Source organism: Flavobacterium lacustre, from assembly GCF_027474525.2.
Taxonomy (GTDB): domain Bacteria; phylum Bacteroidota; class Bacteroidia; order Flavobacteriales; family Flavobacteriaceae; genus Flavobacterium; species Flavobacterium lacustre.
Genome location: NZ_CP114882.2, coordinates 347,900 through 373,106 on the forward strand (window position 1 = coordinate 347,900; position 25,207 = coordinate 373,106).

General features: G+C 32.5%; 16 protein-coding genes. 3 read left to right on the forward strand and 13 right to left on the reverse strand.

Annotation, left to right across the window (positions count from 1 at the left end; translation table 11 throughout):
* Nucleotides 1-3 precede the first annotated feature (3 nt).
* The 6 genes from O6P34_RS01730 to O6P34_RS01755 are packed head-to-tail and all read right to left on the reverse strand — an operon-like array spanning nt 4 to nt 11,011.
* Nucleotides 4-1,176: a glycoside hydrolase family 76 protein gene (locus tag O6P34_RS01730; RefSeq protein ID WP_269685611.1), complete on the reverse strand. Its 1,173-nt coding sequence runs from the start codon at nt 1,174-1,176 to the stop codon at nt 4-6.
* The gene (locus tag O6P34_RS01735) at nt 1,176-2,366 is read right to left on the reverse strand and encodes a glycoside hydrolase family 76 protein (RefSeq protein ID WP_269685612.1); all 1,191 of its coding nucleotides are present in this window, start codon (nt 2,364-2,366) and stop codon (nt 1,176-1,178) included. The genes O6P34_RS01730 and O6P34_RS01735 overlap by 1 nt, the downstream gene beginning before the upstream one ends.
* Nucleotides 2,367-2,423: 57 nt before the next feature.
* Complete coding sequence (locus O6P34_RS01740; protein WP_269685613.1) at nt 2,424-3,608, reverse strand: SusE domain-containing protein; 1,185 nt, start codon at nt 3,606-3,608, stop codon at nt 2,424-2,426.
* Nucleotides 3,609-3,620: 12 nt separating this feature from the next.
* Entirely contained in the window at nt 3,621-5,210 is a 1,590-nt protein-coding gene (locus tag O6P34_RS01745) for a RagB/SusD family nutrient uptake outer membrane protein (protein WP_269685614.1), read from the reverse strand.
* Nucleotides 5,211-5,224: 14 nt separating this feature from the next.
* Nucleotides 5,225-8,287 carry a SusC/RagA family TonB-linked outer membrane protein gene (locus O6P34_RS01750; protein WP_269685615.1) on the reverse strand — a complete coding sequence of 1,021 codons (3,063 nt, stop codon included), beginning with the start codon at nt 8,285-8,287 and terminating at the stop codon, nt 5,225-5,227.
* 39 nt (nt 8,288-8,326) lie between these two features.
* Complete coding sequence (locus tag O6P34_RS01755) at nt 8,327-11,011, reverse strand: ROK family protein (RefSeq protein ID WP_269685616.1); 2,685 nt, start codon at nt 11,009-11,011, stop codon at nt 8,327-8,329.
* A 213-nt stretch (nt 11,012-11,224) separates the two neighbouring features.
* On the opposite strand from O6P34_RS01755, the gene O6P34_RS01760 reads away from it, so the two are divergent.
* Nucleotides 11,225-11,953 carry a GntR family transcriptional regulator gene (locus O6P34_RS01760; protein WP_269685617.1) on the forward strand — a complete coding sequence of 243 codons (729 nt, stop codon included), beginning with the start codon at nt 11,225-11,227 and terminating at the stop codon, nt 11,951-11,953.
* Nucleotides 11,954-12,477: 524 nt separating this feature from the next.
* Here O6P34_RS01760 and O6P34_RS01765 read toward each other — a convergent pair.
* From O6P34_RS01765 to O6P34_RS01785, 5 genes are all read right to left on the reverse strand, one after another.
* Entirely contained in the window at nt 12,478-14,775 is a 2,298-nt protein-coding gene (locus tag O6P34_RS01765; protein ID WP_269685618.1) for a GH92 family glycosyl hydrolase, read from the reverse strand.
* 696 nt (nt 14,776-15,471) lie between these two features.
* Entirely contained in the window at nt 15,472-17,646 is a 2,175-nt protein-coding gene (locus tag O6P34_RS01770) for a GH92 family glycosyl hydrolase (RefSeq protein WP_269685619.1), read from the reverse strand.
* A gap of 35 nt (nt 17,647-17,681) precedes the next feature.
* Nucleotides 17,682-19,118: a glycoside hydrolase family 125 protein gene (locus tag O6P34_RS01775; protein WP_269685620.1), complete on the reverse strand. Its 1,437-nt coding sequence runs from the start codon at nt 19,116-19,118 to the stop codon at nt 17,682-17,684.
* A 554-nt stretch (nt 19,119-19,672) separates the two neighbouring features.
* Nucleotides 19,673-20,707, reverse strand: a complete 1,035-nt coding sequence (locus tag O6P34_RS01780) for a LacI family DNA-binding transcriptional regulator (RefSeq protein ID WP_269685621.1) — start codon at nt 20,705-20,707, stop codon at nt 19,673-19,675.
* Between the two features lie 521 nt (nt 20,708-21,228).
* Nucleotides 21,229-22,083, reverse strand: a complete 855-nt coding sequence (locus tag O6P34_RS01785; RefSeq protein WP_269685622.1) for a leucine-rich repeat domain-containing protein — start codon at nt 22,081-22,083, stop codon at nt 21,229-21,231.
* A gap of 184 nt (nt 22,084-22,267) precedes the next feature.
* Between O6P34_RS01785 and O6P34_RS01790 the strand changes: the two genes are divergently transcribed.
* Entirely contained in the window at nt 22,268-22,756 is a 489-nt protein-coding gene (locus tag O6P34_RS01790; RefSeq protein ID WP_269685623.1) for a DUF1761 domain-containing protein, read from the forward strand.
* Nucleotides 22,757-22,796: 40 nt separating this feature from the next.
* Here O6P34_RS01790 and O6P34_RS01795 read toward each other — a convergent pair whose 3' ends face one another.
* A complete protein-coding gene (locus O6P34_RS01795) occupies nt 22,797-23,075 on the reverse strand; it encodes a 4a-hydroxytetrahydrobiopterin dehydratase (RefSeq protein ID WP_269685624.1) in 279 nt (92 codons plus the stop codon).
* 98 nt (nt 23,076-23,173) lie between these two features.
* Here O6P34_RS01795 and O6P34_RS01800 point away from each other — a divergent pair, with 98 nt between their 5' ends.
* Entirely contained in the window at nt 23,174-24,322 is a 1,149-nt protein-coding gene (locus O6P34_RS01800; RefSeq protein ID WP_269685625.1) for a GNAT family N-acetyltransferase, read from the forward strand.
* 5 nt (nt 24,323-24,327) lie between these two features.
* Here O6P34_RS01800 and O6P34_RS01805 read toward each other — a convergent pair whose 3' ends face one another.
* The gene (locus tag O6P34_RS01805) at nt 24,328-25,197 is read right to left on the reverse strand and encodes a diacylglycerol/lipid kinase family protein (protein WP_269685626.1); all 870 of its coding nucleotides are present in this window, start codon (nt 25,195-25,197) and stop codon (nt 24,328-24,330) included.
* Nucleotides 25,198-25,207 lie beyond the last annotated feature (10 nt).

The following is a 25,207-nucleotide window of genomic DNA, read 5'->3' on the forward strand; positions in this document are numbered from 1 at the left end:
TAGTTATATTTTTTTCTTAATTAAGGCAATTCTGGCATATAGCTCTGCAACAGCAGCCTGATCCAACAACCATTTAGGTGTTTTGTACTCGTCTTTTTCCTTGTTCCAATTACTGTATACTAATCCTTCATTGTCCTTTGCGTTATCCCAAGCGTAATCTAAATTAACGATTAAAGTATCAATATATTTTGAGTTTTTTTCAACCTCATAAAGATCCTGATAACCTCTAAATAACACTGTGGTAAACCATGCATTATCCAATATAGAAATTCTTCCGTCTGGCTGTTTTTTTCCAAAATAATTATAAGAACCTTCTGCTAACGCATGTGCTTCTGTCAAACACTTTTTGTCATTAGTAATTTTATACAAACTAACGGCAGCCTGCAACATTGTTCCAGTATTGTATGTCCAAGCGGTTTTTAAAATAGATCGATCAGCGGTTTTCATATCGTTCCAATAGATTCCCTCTTTTGCTCGTAAATGAGTAAACATCCAATTATAAAACTTTAATCCCCAATCCAGATAATATTTATCTTTTGTTTGCTCGTAAATTTTTAAAGCAAGCACTGTCGCTTTTCCATTACTACAAGCTGGTTTTTGATCTTTAACTCCTTCAAGCCAAGTAACACCACCTTCGAGACTGTCGTCCCACCCACTAATGATAAACTCAAAAACTTCTTTGGCATCTTTTAAATAAGCTGGGTTTTTAGTATTAGTATAAGCTTCTATATAATCAATACCTACTAGACCATTATCATCATAATAACGGTCAGATTTATCAAAACGAACAGGATAAGCTTGATACCCATTTGGCTTTCTTACGGTATCAAGATACTGTTTTTGTGACTGAACCAGTTTATCCAGAACTACTTTGTATTTTTTCTTATCTATCTTATAAAGCACATTAATAGCAGAAGTCATTCCGCTATAGGGCCATAAAAAAGAGACTTCCTTTGCCGCTTTTTCCCCATCATTAAAATAATTAAGGTTAGGCTGATTAGTGTTTGGATAATATTCCGAAAACAATTGATGCTTAGGAATATAATACAAGGAATTTACTAATGTAAAAAAAGTTTCTGCTCTCTCTTTATAGACCTTAGACGAATGTATCTTTTGTATCTGTGCATTCGAAGAAAATGAGATTAATAAGGTAACTAATGTTATGATTTTTTTCATTATTCATGCTCTCCTTTTAGTAAAGCAATACGTCCGTAAATTTCAACTAAAGCAGCTTGTTGCAACAACCATTTATCTCTTCCTTGTTTAATACCTGACCAGTCCTCATAAAATAAATCGTTACTATTTCTAGCATTTTTCCATGCGTAATCGGCATTATTAATAAATGTAGTCACATAATTTAGCGCATTTTTATCGTGTCTAAGGAGATCTAAATACCCTCTAAAAAGACATACATTGAACCATGAGTCATGATTTGGAAAGAACAATTGACTATGTTCCGTTCTTGTGAAAACTCGGTAAGAAGAAGATGCAATCGCTCTAGCTTCATTTAGATAATTAATATCTTTGGTAATTTCATATAACAAAACATTATTGGTAATCATGGCACCTGAATTATAAGTCCACTTGGTTTTGTTTATATAATTATCCCTTACTCTAATATCATTCCAAAAAAGATTATCTACCGGATCTTTTGTATTCGTTGTCAACCATGAATATATTCTTTTTGCAAATTTTAAATATTCTTCATTTTGTGTATGCTGATACAATTTAAGTAGATATGTAGTTGTAAAAGCACTTGCACACACCGCTTTGTTACAAAAATCATTTTCAGGCTTGTTTTTATATTGCTCTACCCAATAGATTCCGCCACCACATTTATTATCTTCCCCTGTAATGCTAAATGCTACCTGTTTTTCGGCTCGAGCTAAAGATGCTGGATTTTTAGTAATTTCGTAATCTTCGATTAATTCGAGGCTTATTATGGCATTGTCATCATAGAATCGATCATCTAAACTATATTGAACTGGGAATGCTGGATATGCATTGGGTGTACGTTGCGTATCATAATACTTTTCCAAAGCGATATAAGGATCATTTAATTCCTGATCTTTATATCCTATGGCTTTCAATTGATTTACTCCAGATAAAAGCCCATCAAGAGACCAAAGATAAGAACATTGTCTATCATCACTTTGTTTTGGGAAATTTTCAAGATAAAGACCACTACCATTTATCTTATAATATTGTTGTATTAAATCAAAAGTCTTTTTGGCTTTTTCTTTATAACTAATAGAGTTAACAGGAATAGTGGGTTCTTGGGTAGCTAATTCATTATCTTGGTTTTCTTGACAAGAAAAGAACAGGATAGAAATTAATACTATACTTATATTTTGTATCGTTTTCATGATTGGCAGTATTAAAAAGCTGTTTGGTTATAATAACCAAACAGCCTTATTTTTTTCTTAATCAATTATAGTTATCTTGTGTTTGTAGCTTCCCGTAGGAGACATATCTATAAGTACATTTGCGTGTTTATTTTCTGAACCTTTAGGTAATTTGTACATACCTGTCCAATCTTGATTTTGACCTGGGCTTGAAATATTTGCTAAATTATAAATATTATAATATTCTAAAGGTTGTCCGCCATCCGGTTGAATACCATAAGCATTAAGTCCAGATATATTTGAAGAATTCATCGCATCATTATGATAACTTCCCCAAATTTCTAACCCCTCATTTGTTGTTACCCAAAAGCGATAACGTTCTTCTGGATAGCCCCAATCATGATAAAATGGTAAGGCAATATTCTTAACTTCAAATTGATGATTCCCAATATAAGTTAAATCTCCAAGGTTAAATTGCCAAGTACGAATCATCTGAATTAATTTGATTTCTGTAGTTTTAACAGTAAGAAGATTAAAATCAACTATAATTCGATAGGGTTTTCCTGTACCATTCATCTCAATACCTGATTGATCCTCTGATTCAATCAATTTATTATTTGCTCCTAGTTTATAATAAACCTTTTCATTATTAACAGAATTACACAATTTTAATTCTCCGTTTGAAACTGCAGCAAAAATTTCGAAAACACCATCTTCCACTTTATTGAATTTCATGGCATTCTCAATTTGCTTTGCTTCAAATCCAGATCCATAAACAAATAATTCGCTTGGGACTTCAGCAATTCCAGCTGGACGTTTTAATCGTAGCGTTCGAATCTCTTGTGTTTCTTTTCTTTCACCTCCTTGAGAAGCCATAACTTTCCATTTTATAACACCCTCCGAGTCTATTCCTATATTAGCTAGTTTTGCTAAAACAATTAATTGCTTTGGTGTTAAAGACAAAAAATTATCACCACCTCCACCATTTGAAACTATTTTAAAGATAGGGTTCGTAAAGTCTCCATTTTCTTTATCAAAATACACTTCATACAATACAACGCCACCGAAGTATGAATTAGATTTTGCCCACTCAAACTGTGTTGGAGAGCCATTTTCTAAATCTATTGCTACAAGTTGATTATTTGCGGGGCTAACCAATGATTCTGGTGCATCAAACCCCACTTCAAGTTCATATTTATCAGTACAGCCTATCAAAAGCATGATAGCTATCAGGCAAAGAAACCTGCTATATTTATTTTTCATAAAATTAGATATTTACCAGTTAGGGTTTTGTGATAAGTTTTTATTTAAATCTCTTTCAGCTTGTGGTATAGGCCATAGATAATGTTTCATTTTATCAAAACTTCTGTTATCTACACGAATATAACCATTGTCAATTGATGGAGCTTCATTTGTTTTTATTCCATGTAACCATCCATTTAGAACAACTTCAGCTTCTTTCCAGCGTCTTAAATCCATTAGACGTAAACCTTCCATAGCCAACTCACAACGACGTTCACGACGAATAATTTCTTGCATTTTTTCATTTGCAACCACTGGAAAATTTAATGCATTTGCATTAGTAAAACCAGCTCTTACTCTCAGTTTTTTAATAGTTGAATCCCATTCGTTTTGACCAAATTCATTCAATTTTGCTTTAGCTTCAGCATACATAAGCAACACATCGGCATAGCGAATTAAAATCAGATTAGAACCTGAATTAAGCATGTTTCTAGCCGTATTGTCATAAAATTTAGACACATAATACCCCGTTGGAGTACAATTTGAAGAATTATTTATGGAATCATCACCTGTTCCTAATGCCGTATTTATTGTAACAGAAGAACCACCCGGAATTTGTAATTTTGACTCATGTCTAATTATTGTTGCATCTAAACGAGGGTCTCTGTTCACATATGGTGTCAATTCATTGTAACTGGCATCTTCAATAGTATTCCCATTTAATAAAATATAACTATCAACTAATTCCTGACTCGGGGAAATTCCGGCATAGCCTCCTAAAGAAGGTGGGATTAAAAAGTATTGATTCCCTTGTTCTCTATTTATAGGCATAAATTCTACATTTAAAAGAACTTCTACATTGTCTTTATTTTCTGGCTTAAACAAGTCAGCAAAGGAACCATTAAACAAATCGATATTACCCGCTTCTTTTTTATTTATGATAGCATCACAAATGTCGGCAACTTCTCTCCATCGGCTTTCACAAAGTAAAACTCTTGCTTTTAAAGCCATTGCAGCACCTTTTGTAAAACGTCCTTTATCTGCATCAGAATAGGAATTTGGTAAGATTTTAGCAAAATCTAGTTCATCTAGAATAAATTGTAATACTTCGTCTTTTGGAGTTCTTGTAATCGTTCTCGATTCTTCGATGCTTATTTCGGATGTTACCAAAGGGATATCTCCAAAATTATTCATCAGGATAAAATAATGATAAGCCCTGATTGCTCTTGCTTCTGCTATATACCTGTTTTTTAAATCATTGCTTAAACCTGGTACTTTATCAATGTTTCCCAATAAAAGATTACATCTTTTGATACCTGCATATCTAGCGTTCCATACGTCGCGAATTAACGGCGCAGAAGGATCATAACTCCCATTGGCTACATCTCTAACTAATGAACCATTGTTTGTTTTAGTATATGAATTATCAGAAAGTGACTCATTAAAAATAAATTGCTCTGCACCATACAAATCAGGGTAGCAGCTATTCAATGCATATAGTGCATCATCAGGTTTATCCCAATAAGAAATATCAGATTCTTTATCCAACAAGGGAGTGTCAAGACTTTCACATCCCCAAAAGATACTCATTATAAGTAGTATTAATATATGTTTTGTTTTCATGTGTCTAAATTGTTTTAGAAGTTAACATTAAGTCCAAAGGCTAAAACTTTGGTTACTGGATAAATACGTCCACTTGTAGCTGCACCAGAATTAATTTCTGGATCATAACCTGCTTTTAATTTAGTAAGCGTCAGCAAGTTTTGCCCTGTAACGTAAGCTCTAAATTTATTTACACCTATTTTTTCAGTAAATCTTGAAGGTATTGTATAACCCAATTGTACATTTTTCAAACGTAGATAAGAAGCATCTTGTATCCAAAAATCAGATTTTGCTGCATTGTTAGCAGATTCTGTACCTATAGTTAAGCGAGGATATTCAGCATCAGGATTTGCAGTTGTCCATCGATCAATATGAAAATCCATTACAGGTCCTTCATTACTATTATGAAACGCTTCAACTGCTTCACCTCTTATCCAAGTGCTTCGTTTACCAACTCCTTGTATAAAAACATTCAAATCCAATCCTTTCCAATTTGCTGTATAAGTAAGCCCATAAGTATATCGAGGAAATTGATTCCCCAAGATAAATCGATCCTCTTCATTAATTACTCCATCACCATTTTTATCTACGTAACGAAGATCCCCCGGTTTTGCACCAGCAGCATTAAACATTTGTTTAGGACCGTTTGCAACTTCAGTAGCATTTTGATAAATACCATCACTTTTTAATGCATAATAGGAATTAATGGCATATCCTTTCTTTAGAATTGTCACTACATCAAAACCTGATATGAGAGCTCTTCCTCCATCATCTGAAACCTCATTTATGTTATCTGAAAGATTAGCGGTTACAGAATGGTCAATCTTACCTGTTTTAAATAAATAGGTAGTAGAGAATTCCCATCCTTTATTCGTTACTGCTCCAATATTTTGAGTAGGCGATCCACTACCAAAAATACCCGGAACAGGAAGACTGTTTACAAGTACTTCTTTAGATGTCTTGTTATACAAATCGAGAGTAACCGATAATTTATTGTTGAAGAATCCAGCATCAATACCTACATCAAACATATCACTAGTCTCCCAAGTAAGATCTTGATTAGCTTCACTAAAATAAGCTCCATTTGCTATATTGTCATTGAAGGAATAAGCTTGAGTACTAATATTTACTGTTCGCAAATATCTATATAATCCAATATCTTGATTTCCTACTTGTCCCCATGAAGCACGTACCTTCAAATTACTGATATAATCACGGGTTGATTCCATAAAATCTTCTTTAGAAATACGCCATGCTCCAGAAAATGATGGGAATAATCCCCAACGTTTACTACTTGCAAAACGAGAAGAACCGTCCTTTCTAATATTAGATTCAAATAAATAACGATCTTTATATGAGTAGTTTAATCTACCAAAATAAGATTGAATATTCCATTCTTCTCCATTACCGAATGTACTTCCCTCATCTGTAATTTCTCCATTTCCTAAAACGCCAAACTCATTGCCTGGTATTCCAATTTTTCTGGCTTGAAACCATCTCCTTTTACTACTTTCTTCTGAGATTCCCAATAACACAGAGAAACTATGATTTTCTCCTATTCTTTTGTTATAATTTAAAGTAAGTGTCGAATTCAGTAAGGCCGTCCTGTCAAAACCGTCCATCACAGAACTTTCATTATCTCCACCTCCGGCATAAGGAGCGTAATCGATTGATTTTCTAAATTCATGAGAGTTATTATCAGCCAAATTAGCACCAAATAAACCTTTAAGTTTTAGGTCTTTTATGATACTCCATTCGGCACTAAGAACTCCGGCAAATCCATCATTCGTATAGGTTCTCATTCCTCCTTTTGTCAATCTAGCTAATGCATTAGAATTACTTCCACTTAGTAGTGTAAAATTACCGTTCTCATCTTTTATTGGATAAATAACCGGTAACCTAGTTGCTTGTTCAATTAGCCATTCTGACCAATAGGCATGCTCTTTTGTATTAGAACCTGTATAAGACCCAGTAGCTGTAACAGTTAATTTATCTGATAATTTAGAATTTATATTTAATCTTACATTATTCCTTTTCATTCCATAAGCATCATTTCCTTCAAATAAACTTCTCTGGTCTATCTGACCAACAGAAATAAGATAAGAGGTTTTACCGGTACCCCCTTCTACTGAGAGATTATGTGATGATTGAGGAGCATTGTTTCTATAAATTTCATCTAACCAAATGGTTCCTTTTCCCAATTCTCGGAATTGATTGATTTGATCGGGTGTATATTTTGCAGGCAATCCTGAATTAACTAATGCCTCATTTCTTAATTCAGCATATTCCCAAGCTTTTGCATATTTAGGCATATTAGTAGGTTGTTGAGAACCAAACATGTAGTTATAAGACACTCTGGTTTTTCCTGAATTCCCCATTTTTGTTGTTATTAAGATAACACCATTAGCAGCTCTAGATCCATAGACTGCAGCAGAAGAAGCATCTTTAAGTACCGATACGCTTTCGATATCATTGGGATTTATATTATCAATACTACCTGCCAAACCATCTATTAACACCAACGGATAGGTTCCGGACTGAAATGTTCCTATACCACGAATGTTAATGTTTGTACCACGACCAGGCTCGCTGGAACCTTGTTGTATAACTAATCCAGGCACAGTTCCTTGCAACGCCTGCGAGGCGCTTGTAACAGGTTTATTTTCAAACACTTCAGACCCGACTTTACTGATAGAAGAAGTTATATTAGATCGTTTTTGAGTACCATACCCAACTACAATAACTTCTTTCAAAGCATCAATCTGTTCAATCAATGAAAAGTTAACAATAGTACTTTTATTGACTACTTTTTCTACATTTTGATAACCAATATAGGAAACTATAACGATTGCGTTTGAAGGCGTGTCTAAACTATAAGTTCCATTTGCATCAGTAATAGTAGCTTTTAAAGTTCCCTTTACAGCTACTGTTGCTCCAGCAATAGCCTCAGATGTTTTACTATCGGTAACAATACCTGAAACTTTAATTTGTGCTTCAGCATGAAAGATGCTGAATAGAAATAAAATAAAAATAAATAATTTTAATCTGGCAGACATCAAAATAGGTGATGTAAAACCAATAACTTGGTGTTGTTTCATAAATTCATAATGGTTTGATTGGTTAATAAATAGGTAATTTTACTTAATAAATGATTTCACTAATAGTGCATCACTGTTTTTACTTTTGTTTGTTATGGTATAACTTTTTGCAGATGCAGGTATTACAAAGGTTTCAGCATAATTAAAAATCTGTGTAAGACCATTCTCAGTAACTAATTCTATAGACTGCCCTTCTACAAGCATCCAGACATGACATTTATAATTTGTTTTAATATGTACTTTATTTATAAGACTGTAACGATGTACATCATAAAAATGATCAGCATGTGTAGGCATATGCTCTAATGTATAATCATCATTTTGAGTAATTACATAAGGTTGCGAAATTAATTCAGTAGCTACAGACGCTCCTTTTCTATTAAAATTCACATTTTTCATACCGTGCTCAATATTAATTGGTCTTGGTTTTCCGTCAAGATCTAATCTAAGCCAATCATACATTTTAAAGGTAAAAATGTAAGGAGCACTACTTACTTCTAGGACTAAATTATTACTTCCTGATGCGTGAATCGTACCATGAGGAATGAGGTATAAATTATGCTTTTTTGCTTCAAATTTCTGAATATATTTAACAACATCTAACTCTTTAACCTGTTGTTGACTTTCTATAAGAGCGTTATGAAATTCGGACTCATCAATACCTTCTTGAAATCCTAAATAAACTACAGGATCTTCCTTACAATCCATTATATAATAAGTTTCATCTTGTGTAAAAGGCATACCAAAATGCTCTTTTATATAATCAGGACTTGGATGGCACTGAATCGAAAGATTTCCTCCGTCAAAAGTGTCTAAAAAGTCAAATCGTATCGGAAAATCATACTTAAACGTTTCGGCACAGTCTCCCAAAACATCTTTGTAATTATTAAACATTATAAAATCAAAGGAAACTTCAAGTAAATAGCCATCGCTTTCAAAGAGCAATCCATTTTCAAGCACCATTAATTCAAAAGACCAAGCTAGATTACTTACATCTGTATTCAATCCTTCCATGTGCTCTTTCATCCAGCTACCTCCCCAAGCACCGGGCTCAAACCAAGGTCTTGGCCTAAAAGCATTAGTAGCCATAGCGGTTAGTCCTGCTCTCAAATCTTCTCCATTCATGAATAAGTATTCATCAGGCCTTTGTTCATCTACAATAATATCAATGGAGGACAATACATTACTTTTATGCTTATTAAGAACGACCCAATCAATAAAAAAGAAACGTTTATAAGTACGTCTATTATCAATTACATTCTTTACTCCAAGATTAGTTGCTTTACCAGCTCTAGCCCTAAATTGAATTTCATTTTTAGGAAGATCAAAATAGATTAAAGGGGCATCCCATCCTACAAGTGCTGCACCTGAACCTATAACTATATTTACATCTACCGTTTTATCAGGTTTAATGTTGTTCAGTTTTTTAGTATCAAACCAATCAATAAGGTCTTTTTCTGTAATTTTCCCAAACAATGGATTATCGCCACCTAGGTTAGACACTAACATCTGTTCTAATTCTTCTTCTGTTTTCATGGCTGCATCTGCATGAAACCAACAAGTTTTCAGTCCCAACTTAGATAACTCAGCATCCAAACTCTCCACAACCGTATCCCAAAACACACCGTCATAACCATCAATAACAACATTTTTGTGTCCAGAAACCCATTGAGCAAGTGCTTTTGCTCCATAATGTATTTTACCATTTCCAATTGAAAATGATGGATAAGCCTCATAAGCACTATTAACTACATCTTTCCTTGCAGGAGCTAAAAATTGCTCTGTTTTGCGCCAATTAAAACTCTCATCTAACATATTATTTTTGTGTGAATTATTTTTCGCATGCATTGCAGCACCAACTATAGCAGCTTTATCCCATAAGTGACAAATACTAATTTTTGTATTATTTATTTTTGAAAAAAAGGACTGAATTTTAGATATAAAAAATTGATTTCCTCTTGCGATACCCCCTCCTAATATCAAATTGTGGGGTTTATATAAATGCACCCATGGAGTTATAAACTCAATAAAATTATCAGCAAAAGCATCGAATATTCGCAAAGCGTCAGTATCATTTTCTGCTGCTAAAAGCGCTATTTCATTAGCACTTGTAACTTTTTCTCTACCGAGTTCTCCCCATGTTTTGACAAACCAACGAGTAGAAAAATAATCATCGGCTATTCCTTCTTTAAAAGGAATATTATACAAATAACCGTTTTCAGGTACATTGTCAGATTTTATAATTTGCACAACATCTTTATCTAAAAATGTACTGCCAAAACCAGAACCAAAAGTTAAAAGGATGGATTTTGCACTACCCACGGCTGCCCCTACATTATACTCTCCAAGAGCAAAACTTTCAGCATCATTTATAAAATAAACAGGACAAGTTTTTATTATTTTTTTAATCTCGACCGCTATGTTAAATCCAAATAGAGTATCCCATTTATGAACACCATAAATATGAGATACTCCTTTATCGTAATTAAAAGGACCAGGTACTGCAATACCAATACCTTCAAGATCATGCACAGTTAACCTAGAAGCAAACAATATTTCCTTGATTAAAACATCCAGATGAGTAATGAATTCACTTGCTCTAATGTTTGATTGAACAGCAATACTGCAATAAGAATCTTCAACAATACAACCTTTAGAAGTACTGAAAATTGCTCCTGAAAAATGTGAGCCACCTATATCAATTCCTAAAAAAAATGAGGACATAAACATGTATATATTAAAATTCACGAAACAAAACTATGTACATATGTATATACATACTGTGTATACAAAGAAAACTAAATAAATTAACTTTACAAAATAAATTCACGAATTATTAGAAAAAAAATTAGCTTTGCATTGATAACAATACAAACAGACTAATCAGTTGTAAATTATATACATTCAACTTATTAAATCGTAAAGAATACTTACTTAATGAAAATTATCTTAGACCATAAAAGCCACATCCCTTTACATTTCCAGATAGAAGAGCAACTAAGAGAAGCAATAAAAAATGAAAATTTTCAAAATGGAGAGAAATTACCAAATGAAATGGACCTTTCAAAACAACTAGGAATATCCAGAAACACCTTACGACAATCTATCAACAAGCTTGTTTACGAGGGTTTGCTAGTGCGTAAAAAAGGAGTTGGCACGTATGTACAAAAATTAGGAATCACTTCTAGAGCATCTAACTGGCTCAGCTTTTCACAAGAAATGAAAGCAATGGGAATAAGTGCAAAAGATTATGAGCTCAAGATAAGCTGGGTTCATCCTGACGAAAAACTTTGTATTTATTTTGATATTCAACCAAACACTAAACTTATCCGGTTGGAACGATTAAGAGGGAGTGATAAGTACCCTTTTGTTGTTTTTATTTCCTATTTCAATCCAAGAATAGGATTAACAGGAGAAGAAGATTTTTCGCGTCCTTTATATGAAATACTTGAAAACGATTACAATTCGATAGCTAAATTATCTAAAGAAGAAATAAGTGCTATTAGTGCTCCGCAAGATTTAGCCGATAAACTAAAACTGAAAAAAGGAGATCCTTTATTAAAACGCAAACGATTTGTTTACGACCCAGGAAACAGACCTCTGGAATGGAATGAAGGCTACTACAAAGCAGATAGTTTTACATATTCACTTGAATTCGAAAGATAAAAAAAGAAGATATTTGAGTTATTGTTTTTATTAGTAATACACATAAAAGGTAGCACATTATTTTAGAGTAATCACAACAATAGGAAATACCTCCTTCGCAGCTGTTTTCTTTGTATGGTCAAAGACAATAAAATCAGGGAATTTATTTTATCGTCTTTTTGAACCTTTCTCCAGCAATCATACCTGTTTTTTTTTTTTAGAATTCCCCCTTTGATGATCTTAAAAATGTAACCTCTAGTTAGATTCAACCAAATCTTTTTGATTAAGGCAGGGTATGAATTACCTTCTAGTCTTAAACCGTGATATCCTGCAAAATAATTTTTACATATCTGACCGCATTTTTGTCCAAATGACAGGGTAACAGCAACTAAACAGATGGCCAGAAATAAAATAGATCTTTTTCACCATGATTTTTTTTGCTAAGACTAAACAAATGATTTAAAAAAAGTTTAAATCATTTGTTTAAACATTTTAATGAGATTCATAACTCAAGCAAATGATTTGAAGAAAAAATATGATTGTTTTTATTTTTCGTTTGAAAGTGAATATGGAAAATCTTTTGTGACTGTTCCTCGATTTTTATTCGCTGTATTACTCATTTCAAAATCAATTGTAGCTCCTTTTAATAATTCTGAATGGCTTAACCAGTTATTGGTATTCACTTTTCCATTGAATTTCATACTTTTAATGTATTTATTTTCAGCGTTATTTTTAGGCGCATTAATCGAAATTTCTTTTCCGTTTTGTAATTTTATTGTAACATTCTTAAACAATGGAGTTCCTATAACATACTGATCACTTGCTGGTGTAACAGGATAAAAACCAATCGCAGAGAAAACATACCAAGCCGAAGTTTGTCCGTTATCCTCGTCTCCACAATATCCGTCAGGAGTAGCGTGATACATTCTGTTCATCGTTTCTCTAACCCAATACTGAGTTTTCCAAGGTTCTCCAGCATAATTATAAAGATAAGTCATATGCTGAATTGGCTGATTTCCGTGTGCATATTGACCCATGTTTGCAATTTGCATTTCTCTAATTTCGTGAATCACACCTCCATAATAACTCTCGTCAAAAACTGGCGCCAAAGAAAACACTTTATCTAACTGACCTACAAAATTTTCTTTTCCTCCCATTAAATTGATTAAACCTTGCATGTCATGAAAAACAGACCATGAGTAATGCCAGCTATTTCCCTCTGTAAACGCATCTCCCCATTTAAAAGGACTAAAAGGCTCCTGAAACTTTCCATCTTTATTCTTTCCTCTCATTAAATTATTCTGAGGATCAAAAAGATTTTTGTAATTTAAACTACGTTTTTTGTAAATGTCAGTTTCTGATTTTGGTTTGTTTAAGGCTACTCCTAATTTATAAATCGCAAAATCATCATAAGCATATTCAAGTGTTCTAGCAGCATTTTCGTTGATTCCAGCATCATAAGGAACATAGCCTATTTTATTATAATAATCAACTCCAAGACGACCAACAGCTCTTAATGGTCCTTCGTTATTTGCTCCGTGAATCAAAGCTTTGTATAAGTTTTCGATGTTTGGACTCTTTTTATCTTCACTTTTTAAGTACGCTTCAGCAACAATTGATGCCGAATTATTTCCAACCATAATATCTCTCAAACCTGGACTTGCCCACTCAGGTAACCATCCGCTTTCGTTGTAGGCATTTGTCAATCCATCTTGCATTTCCTTGTTTAATTCAGGATACATTAAATTTAAGAAAGGATACAAAGCTCTAAATGTGTCCCAGAAACCAGTATCTGTAAACATATATCCAGGTAAAACTTTACCATTGTAAGGACTGTAGTGAACTGCTTTTCCTTTAGCATCAAATTCATAAAATTTTCTAGGAAAAAGAAGTGAGCGATACAAACTAGAATAGAAAGTACCAATCTGGTCTGCTGTTCCGCCGCCCACTTTTATTCTACTTAATTCAGTATTCCAAACATTTTTTCCTTTTGCCATAATCTCGTCAAAATTATCTCTCCCTATTTCATTAAGGTTTCTTTCAGCTTGCTCATAACTGATAAATGACGAAGCAACTTTTGCATTTACTTTCTCTCCTTTTGAAGTTTTAAATCCAATCACAGCACCAGCATGGTTTCCTTGAGTTTCTAAAACTTCTTTCAAATTAGCTCCATCAAAAGTTTTCGTAACAGTAAAATCTTTATCAAAAACAATAACAAAATAATTTTTGAAGTTTTGTGGAACTCCTCCACTATTTCTAGTTGTATAACCAATGATTTTGTTTTCATTTGGAATTATCTTCACGTAAGAACCTTTATCAAAAGCATCAATTACCACATACGCGTCATTTGTTTCAGGAAAAGTAAATCTAAATCTTGCTGCTCTTTCTGTTGGCGCAATTTCTGTTGTTACATCATGATCTGCAAGGTAAACACTGTAATAATATGGTGTTACAATTTCAGATTTATGTGAAAACCAACTTTCTCTTTCATCTTCTTTAAACCTTAGTTTTCCAGTAACAGGCATGATAGAAAACTGTCCGTAATCATTCATCCAAGGAGATGGTTGATGTGTCTGTTTGAAACCTTTTATTTTTTTTGCGCTGTAAGTATATGCCCAACCATCACCCATTTTACCAGTTTGAGGTGTCCAGAAATTCATTGCCCATGGCATTGCGATGGCCGGATAAGTATTTCCGTTTGAAAGATTACTATCAGAGTCTGACCCAATTAAAGGATTTACCCAATCAATTGGGTTATGAACATTGTCAATAATGCCTTCCTGGGCTGTTGCACAATTAAAGGCAAATAAAAAGGCGATTGAATTAATAAAGATTTTTTTCATATACATTTAGTAACTGGTTTGCTTAAAATTTAGAACTTTTTTTACCTTACAAAAAAAGAGTTCTAAAATTAATTATAAAATATTTTGAAATAGCTCGAAATTATTTATATTTTAAAATAGCAAAGCAAACATACTAAAACGTTTTAGTATTTCCAATACTAATTTTTATTTTTTTATAATTCGATAAAAAAAGGTTTTAAAAAACGACACAGTCTTAATTTATTTAAAGAAAAACACTTAGCAGTAATTTATAACTTAACCGCTACCTTTTCAAAAATTACTATTTCCAAGCAGTAAGACCTCAATCCAATAGAACTTGATTGAAAAGAAATATCCTCTACCTCTATTTTGGGTGTTCCCTTTTTTAACGATAATAAATCGGCATGCAAAACCTTCGTCAAAAGCCAAAAATTCAACTGAGTAGCTAACTTTAAAATTCAACAGCAAATAATTATACGAATCTCAAACTATTTAAAATTTAAGCAAAATATTAGGTTTTATAACCACTTAAATTAACCAATATTTGTATTTCATTATTCGCGATTCAATTTCAAAATTTTTCTTTTGTGCATAGTCAATTTACTATCCAAACAGTAGAAATAATTCAGTAAGTAATTTAATTATTTTTCATATAAATTCGTTTTATATGAATAACGCCCCTTTCCATGGGGCGTTATTTTTGTTGATGTAATTTCATTATTTCGTGACAACTTCTATTTCACCACCATTTTTAAACAAACCGTGAGGAATAAAATAACCGTCAATCTTGGAGCCGTTTACTTTAATAGCTTTAAGATTTCTCTTTCCATTTGAATTTTTCATTGTTACTTTCTTGCCTTCTGGCGTTGTCCAAACCACTTCTTTAAAAATAGGAACAGTTACAATATATTCAGGGTCGGCAGGCGATAGCGGGTAAAGTCCCAACGCACCAAACACATACCAAGACGACATTTCACCGGCATCATCCATACCGCTCATAGCCAGTTTTTCTGGACCAATGCCGTACATCGTTTCTAATATCTCATCAATTCTAGCTTGAGATTTTTCAGGTTTATTTATAAAATAATACGAAAAAGGTGCTTCGTGCGCAGGTTGATTACCGTGGCAATACTGACCTATAAAACCTGATATATTCCATGCGATGTAATTTGGATTCCAAGGTTTGGTAAACAATTCATCTAATTTTGCTTCAAAAGGTTTCGCTCCACCGAATAATTGAACCAATCCTTTCATATCATGTGGCACGTAAAAAGAGACATTCCATGCATTTGCTTCTCTATACATATATTCATAATAAGGAAACTCTGGATTAAACGGCGTGATGTAAGTGCCATCAGCTAATCTTCCTCTCATAAAAGTGCTTGATTTGTCAAAAACATTCGCATAGTTTTTTGCTCGTTTGAACAAATCATTATAATGTTCTGTATCCTTCAATTCTTTGGCTAGTAACGAAAGGGCATAATCATCATAAGCGTATTCCAGAGTTTTAGTAACTCCTGCATTGGCTTTCGTTTCTACATTTGGATTTATAATATCCTGCTCAGGAACATATCCTTTTTCAATATATTTAGCAATGTGAGGTCTGATACCGCCTTCTTTGTAAGCATTGTTGAGTAATAATTCATAGGCTTTTTTAACATCATAATTTCTGATTCCTCTCATGTAAGAACCTGCAATAAAGGATGCGGCATGATCGCCATGAAAAAATGTTGGCATAAAACCTTTAATTTCTCCTTCGTTAATCATGGAACTAATGATATCAGCGGTAACATCTGGAGAAAAAATACTGAGCAAAACCAATTTATTACGGTAATCATCCCATAAAGATGGCAATGTGTAATAGTCGTAAGTTTCTTTTCGAACTTTTCCGGCTTCGTCAATAAATTGTCCGTTGGCATCGCTTCGTAAAGCAGGCCATAAAAAGGAACGGTATAACATGCTGTAAAACATTACATTTTGCTGTTCATTTCCTCCCTTAACTTGAATTTTAGAAAGTAAACTTTCCCATTCGTTACTGCCATTTTCAAATATGGTGGAAAAGTTTTTATTTCCAACTTCTACTTTTAAATTTTCAGCAGCATTTTCTACACTAACAAATGATAAAGCAATCTTAACGGTTACGGGTTTTGTATCGCCATCTTTGATATGAACGAGAGAATAGCCGTTGCTTTTGGCTAGATCCTTAGTATCTAACTTTTCGATTGGGCTACTCAAGGTGGCATAAAAATATATTTTTTCTCCACCTGTTCGCTGAAAACCACTTACTGCAGTTACATTTTCTTGCTTTATTTGCCAATCATCTACACGGTTGTTTGCCTTACCTAGATCAAAAAGTACTTTTCTGCCTTTGTTATTTTTAAAAGTATATTCATGGATGCCACAGCGCAGCGTTGAAGTCAATTTAACTTGTACTTCGTAATCTTTCAAATAAACTTCGTAATAGGCAGGACTTGCTTTTTCTTGGTCGTGACTAAAGGAAGATTTATAGGGAAAAGATGCCTCTTCCGAAACTGGTAAAAGCGGAATATGACAAAGATTCCAATGTCCTTTATTAGTGTGTGTAAAACCTAAAATAGAGGTATCTTCATACTCATAACCTGCACCGGATCTGTATTTAGTCATTGGGCTTAACTGTACCATTGCATTCGGAACAGATGAACCCGGGAAAACCAAACCTGCCCAAACTCGCATATCAGCAGGTGGTGTATAACCTATTATTTTGGTGTCTAAAAGCGGTGCTGTTCCAATAAATGGATTTACCAAAGCTGTATATTTACCTTTAGCCAGACCTCCACCTGATTTTTGTGCAGCCATCTGAAACATAAAAAACGACATAGAAAGGACTGTAAGAACGATATTTTTTTTTAGCATTGTCATTTTATAAAAAATCAAAACTGATTAAATAATTATAGTTCAAGTACTTTTGGATATCTTTTATAAGTATCCCATAATAATTCTCCAAACAAGGTATTAGTCCATGCAAACCAAGATCTTGTAAAATTCTTAGGATCATCTTTATGAAAGGATTCGTGCATAAAACCAGTCTCTCCGTGTGAAGCTTTCAGCATTTTAATGCATTCTTTAATTTCATTTTGATCTGAAGTCGTGTAGGCTCTCATAACCAAAGACATTGGCCAAATCATATCCATACCCACGTGTGGTCCTCCAATTCCCTCTGCCACTTTTCCTTTAAAGAAAAACGGATTGTCTTCTGAAAGAACAAATTTTCTGGTGTTTTGATAAATAGAATCATTAATATCAATGGCATCTAAATAAGGCAAACTCAATAAACTTGGCACATTGGAATCATCCATAAGCAAATGCCCTCCAAAACCATCCACTTCAAAAGCGAAAATAGGACCGTATTTAGGATGATTTACAATTCCATGTTCTTTGATAGCTTTATCCACTTCTGCTGCTAAAGCTTTTAATTCTTTTGCTGTTGCTGAATCTTTTTTAATAGTTTCGAGCATTTCAGCTGCTTGTTTTAAACTGACAACAATAAAGAAATTGGAAGGAATCAGGAATGAAAAAACAGTCGCATCATCGCTTGGTCTAAAGGCAGAACACACTAATCCAACTGGTTTTACTGGATAACCCGCCCCTTTTAAAGGTCTGGTATCAGTAGCAAATTGTGTAGTTCTTTGAAAGGTGTACGGATTGGTACAGTTTTTTTGCTGTTGATCCCTAAAAACTTGAAGTGTTGTTTTAATAGCCTTTACCCAATTGTCATCAAATGGAGCTACATCGCCTGTATTTTTCCAATAGTTATATGCCAAGCGAATAGGATAACAAAGCGAATCTATTTCGTATTTGCGCTCGTGAACACCTGGTTTCATATCGGTATGATCTGTTGTCCACTCCCCTTTTTTGTTTGGATCGTTATAAAATGCATTAGCATAAGGATCTTTCAGTATGTACTCTGTTTGTCTGTTGATTACCCCTGCGATTAAATTTTTTAATTTTAAATCTTTTCCAGCAAAAGCCATATAAGGCCATACTTGAGCAGAACTGTCTCTCAACCACATCGCATCAATATCACCCGTAATTACGTAAGTATCAGGTCTGCCATTTTTTTGAGAATACGTTACCGTCGTATCCAGAGTATTTGGAAAACAGTTGTTAAACAACCATCCCAATTCTTTATCTTTTACATTTTTTTGAAACTCGATGATTGTTTTCTCAATAAATTCGCTTTCGAAATTTCTTTTGCTTTTTGCAACACGTACAATTGGGAAATCTTTGATTGCCTCTAGCTTGGTACCTGCAATTATTTCCATAGGATCGATAAACGCTAAACTGCTAAATAAAGCAGTATTCTGGATAAATTTTCTTCTTTGCATTATTGTTGTGTTTTTAAATTGTATATTATTTGTCTAATCATTAGTTAATGAATAAGAAAATCTTCTTTGTTTATTCCTCTTATGTTATTTGGTGTCAATGACATATTAAATTCAACTGAGTCCTTTCATTAATTCAGGATGGCTGAGCCAGTTTTCAAATAGATTTTTCCCTTTAAATTTCCTCTTTTTATATATCAATTTTGATTATTATTTGCTACTGCCTTAACAGCTATAGTTTTGCCATTTTCAAGTTAAATGGTTACAGTAAATTATAATCGTTCAAAATCAAAATATTAATAATCCAAAGCAAACATACTAAAACGTTTTAGTAAAACAAAAAGTTTTTTTACTAAATATAAACCTCATATTAAATAAAAATTAGTTGATTTTGAACATTATTTTAGATACAACCCAACTAAAAAACAGTACAAATCATATAAAAAAACCTGCAACTGTTATCAAATTGGAATAAAAAAACTAATCTGATAATCAATTTAAACATTGATAATCAAATTAATATAAAGTAACAAAAAAATTAAGATAGTAACTTTAAATTATCTCATTTTTCTTAATGACGATTCACGAATAATAAGTTCTGTTTTTAGCATTATTTTATGGGCCTCCTCAGTCATCACATCCTTTTTCTTCAAAAGAGGTAATAATACTTCCATTAATGAATTGCTTATCTCTTCTAAAGGCTGTGAAACAGATGTAATAGTAGGGCTGTAAATTTTATACATATCATTATCATCAAAAGAGACAATTCCAAGATCGTTTATTAAGGACGGTTTATTTTCTTTAAAAACTTCCAGTCCTATTTGTGCCAAATAGTTGGTTGTAAAAAATACTGCGTCTAAACCTGTCTCTTTATCTAAAAACCTCTTGATATATTCTTTACCTTTTCCTTTATAAACTTCATCATAAGGAATTTCAAGTGTGATAGGTTTTAAGCCATTTTCACTTACTGCCTTTACATATCCAGAAAGACGACCTTGCATCTGAGTATGATCTGGAGCAATAGTAATAAATCCAATATTTTTAAATTGATTATGAATCAAATGTAATGTTGCATCAAAAGAGGCTTTTTCGTTATCTATGACGACACTACCACAATCTAATCCCTCAAAAAACCTGTCTAATAAAACAACAGGTATGTTGTCTTTTATTAAATTCTCAATTGTGTTCTTTATACCTGGTGATGGTACAATAACAAAACCATCTACTTGTCTAAATTTAAAGACACTGATTAACTCATTCGATTTTTCATCATCATTTTCATTGCTGCAAAAAATGACTTTATATCCTAAATCATAAGCGATATCTTCAAAGATTCGAGCTATTTTTGAAAAGAAATTATTTGAAATATCTTCAACCATAAAAACCAAAATTTTTGATTTCCCAGTTCGAAGGCTTTGCGCAATTTGATTAGGTCTGTAATTTATTAATTTTGCATAATCCAAAACCTTTTTTGTCATTTCTTTCGAAATATGTTTTTCTTTTGCCTTACCATTTAAAACAAAAGATACTGTAGTTACAGATACCTTTAATTCGTCTGCAATATTTCTAATCGAAACCGGTTTTTTCTTCATTTTGAGAACCATTTTTAATTTTAAGCCACTAATCGGGTCAAATATAGTAAAGTTATTATTGCGGTTTTTAAATTAGGAAATTATATCTATCTAATTTAGTATAGTATACAGATTTAAATCAATCTCTAAAAGCCTTTAAAATATTGATAAAAAACCTTTTTTCATGATATTAATATTTTTAATATTTGCCTAATTAATATACGCTATCTATAAATGGAATAAAGTTAAAAAATAATTTATATCATTATATTAACTAGAGTATCATTTTTGATTCAAATACTTTCGAGGTTCAAAAGCAGCATCCAAAATGACATATATAATTTGTTTGCTTTTATATCCTTTGTTTTTATTTTATTCAGATTTGTACCTCATAATCTGTAAACCCTATTTAACTTTAAATATATTTCAAAAAAAAACCTGCAAATTACTTTACAGGTTTTAAAACTAAATTGATTATTAACTACTAACTAATTATTACGAATCTTAATTTTATAAAATAATTTGAACTTTATAGCGCAAATTTAATCTTCTGAAACAATACTATTTTTGTTCTCAGAAATAATATCTAACAAGACAACTGCACCCTGATTATTGAGCATAGTCATATTTAAAGTGTCTTTGGCAGCCAAATTTCTTGTAACTAAACCCGTGAATTTATTATACGAAATATTCATTTCTTTAAGATTGCTCAAGTTTTCCAACTCTAATGGAACCTGGCCATTCATAGCATTATCAAAAAGGCTTAAATTTTCTAGGAGTTTAAAATTTGTAACCTCTCTACTCAACTCACCATTAATCTTATTACTGCTCAAAAGCAATGTTTTCAATGATGTTAAACCATATAATGAACTTGGAATTTGCCCTTCAATTTCATTATTATATAAAGATAACGTCTCTAATTGTGTTAGATTTCCTAGATCAACCGGCAATTCTCCATTGAGACTATTCATGTAAAGTTCTACTTCTTTCAAATTTGGAATCTCACATAAAGAAGATGGAATTTCGCCGGATAATTTATTAAAAGAAATGTCTATTGTTTCTAATGATTTCAGTTTTCCAATAGACTGAGGAATATATCCGTTAATTTTATTTTTGTGTAAATCTAATGTTTGCAAAAAAACCAAATCAGTAATTTCATTAGGCAAAGATCCTGTCAAATTATTGTCTGACAAATGTATAGCTATCACTTTATCATCATACAACTGCACACCATACCAAGTATTTATTGGTGCAGAAAGATTCCATTTATTTGTCCAATTAGCTCCATTAGTTGCATGGTATAATTTCACTAAAGCATCACGCTCCAAAAAGGAAACATTAGCAAATGTTGAAAAAGAAAATAAAAAAACTAATAAAAAAGTAGTTATCGCTTTCATAAGCTATTAAATGAGTTGATTTCTAATGGTATAAAATTATAAAAAAATCGTTTAAAATACTAATTTAATCGACAAAATACACTAATTACAATATAATATATATAAATTTCTTACTTATTAAAAACAAAATAAAAGCGATTAAATAATTTATTATATTTGAAATAGTAACTTTAAACTCCCAAATATGGAAATGAATTGGATTGCACTTTTAGTCTCAGCCGTATCAACATTATTGATAGGATTTGTATGGTATCACCCAAAAGTTTTCGGAACTGTCTGGATGAAAGAAACGGGACTCACTCCCGAGGAATTAGCTAAAGGAAATATGCTCAAGATTTTTGGTCTAACATATGTCTTTTCAGTTATGATCACTTTTATGGTAATGTCATTGAGTGTGCATCAAAGTGGCGCTTTAGGAATGATTGGAGGTTCAACCAAAATAAATGAAGCTTTACCTTCATTTACCGCTTTCATGAATGATTATGGAACAGCATTTAGAACCTATAAACATGGTGCATTGCACGGGTTTATCACTGGGCTGTTTTTTGCATTCCCAGTAATCGCAATTAATGGATTGTTTGAAAGAAAATCTTGGAAATATATTTTTATACATGCCGGTTATTGGATAGTTACCTTAACCATTATGGGATGCATTATTTGTGGATGGGTATAATAAAAAAAGCTCGTTTCATTTCATTATTATGAAACGGGCTTTATACTATTTCCTCAATTTTTTGGGCCAATTCAAAATCTTTGTCTGTCAAACCACCTGCATCGTGCGTAGAAAGCCTGATGTTTACTTTATTATAGACATTGAATAATTCAGGATGATGATTCAACTTTTCGGCTTGAACTCCTACCTGAACAATAAATCCTAAAGCCTGCTTGAAATCTTTGAATTGAAATTTCTTTTCAATTCCATTTACTTTATATTCCCATCCTTTTAGCTTTTGCAAAAAAACAGTCGCCGTATCCTCTGTATATGTTTTCATAATTTAGCTTTTTCTATAAAGTTAGATAAATAAACACATATCTATAATACTTTAACTTTATTGGCTAAATTTGGCTTCTAATAAAATCATCCTTTAGATTGAACACTTCTTTTTCTTTTAAAATATACAGTAATACAGACAAACTTCCGGAAAAATGGAATGAATTGGCCATTAACAACATTTTCTTATCCCGAGAATATCTTAAAGTGCTAGATTTGTCAGCTCCGCAAAACATGATTTGTCATTACATCGGGATTTTTCAAAATCAAGAACTCGTTGGAATTTCGCTTTCCCAATTTTTAGATTTAAATAAATTAGAATCTTTTGGAGAACGCGATAAATGTATAAAAACAAGCGTGAGAAATTTTCTGTTCAAAAAATTTTCTTCCCATGTTTTAGTCATTGGAAACAATATGCTTACTGGTCAAAATGCGTTTTCATTTCTAGATAATATAGATTCTGCTCAAGCTTTGAAAACTTTGAAACTGGCTTGTGAAACTTTGAAAAAGGATTATAATTCGAAAGGGAAAAAAGTTCATATTACTACATACAAAGACTTTTTGGAGACAGAAATCAAAAAATTTTCAATTCCGGATTTTAATGGAATTTTTAAATTTTCTACACAACCGAATATGCATTTTGATATTCCTGAAAATTGGAAAACCGAACAGGATTATAGTAATGCGTTAATCAAAAAATACAGAGATCAATACAAACGCGCCCGCAAAAAAGCGGATGGAATCCTTAAACGGAAAATGCATCTTGAAGACATCATTGCTTATGAAGACACGATTTATGAGCTCTATCACCATGTAGCAAAAAATGCGCCTTTCAATACCTTTTTCCTAGCGAAAAATCATTTTAGAATTTTCAAAGAACTACTGAAAGACAAGTTCTTGTTTTACGGCTATTTTATTGACGAAAAGCTCATTGGCTTCAATACTTTAATCAAAAACGGAAAAACAATGGATACCTATTTTTTGGGTTACGACGACACCATTCAGCGAGAGAAAATGTTGTATCTCAATATGCTTTATGATATGATTGAATATTCTATCAATAAAGGTTTTGAAGAAATTATTTTTGCAAGAACTGCATTAGAAATAAAAAGTTCTGTAGGTGCAAAACCACAAAAAATGTATGGGTTAATGGAACATAGCAATCCTCTTATCAACAAAAATATTGCAAAATTATTCGAATACTTAGAACCGGAAGTAGATTGGAAAGAACGCAATCCATTCAAATAAAATGGTTATGGAACAGCAATTTTCATCTGTTTAGGTAAAATTTGAATATCAAGTTGCGTTTGTTCGCCACAATATTCACCGTCAATTTGAAAGCTTACCGGTAAACTGGTCGTAATAGTTGCTTTATCGGTAGATATAATCTCGATATCATCTGAATTCAAAGGTAAATTTCCGGTGATAATTTTGACGAAAACTACTAAATCAAGATTTTTTAAAATTACCAATTCAAACTTACCATCATTTATAACTCCATCCGGATTGATGACTACGCCTGTCCCATATTTCTTAGCATTAGCAATAACAACCATTCTGGCATCGCAAACCCAAGTTTGATTATTGGCACAAATTGTTGCTGTAAATGGATCATCTAAATCTATTAAGGTCGTAATGGCCTGCAAAGCATAACCCCACATACCACGAATATCACTTTTTTCGTAATTTTTAATGAGTGCTGCATTGAGTCCTAAATCACTTAAATGCATACTTTTTTTGCCGTTAATAACAACCATATCCATTTCTATGTAATTATTATGAAAAGCAATTGACAAACTCTCGTCAAGAGTTGTTATCAGATTTAGTTCGGCTGCTAAACCATTAGCAGAACCGGCTGGCAAAATTCCAAGGATAACATTATGTTTTTCCATTGCTTCGGAAACCATTTTTATGGTTCCGTCTCCCCCCGCAATGATAATCCGTTCAGGTTTATGTAGATCATAAAGTGTTCTTATATTAAGAATATCATTATCTCCGGAAGTTGTATACAGAAAAAAACACAGCTTTTGTTTGGTTGCAAAGCGTCTGGCCGCATCAATAAATTCAGATTTATCGATAGCTCCGGATATTGGATTTACGACCATTAACACGTTCTTTTTCAAAATTTTGCTT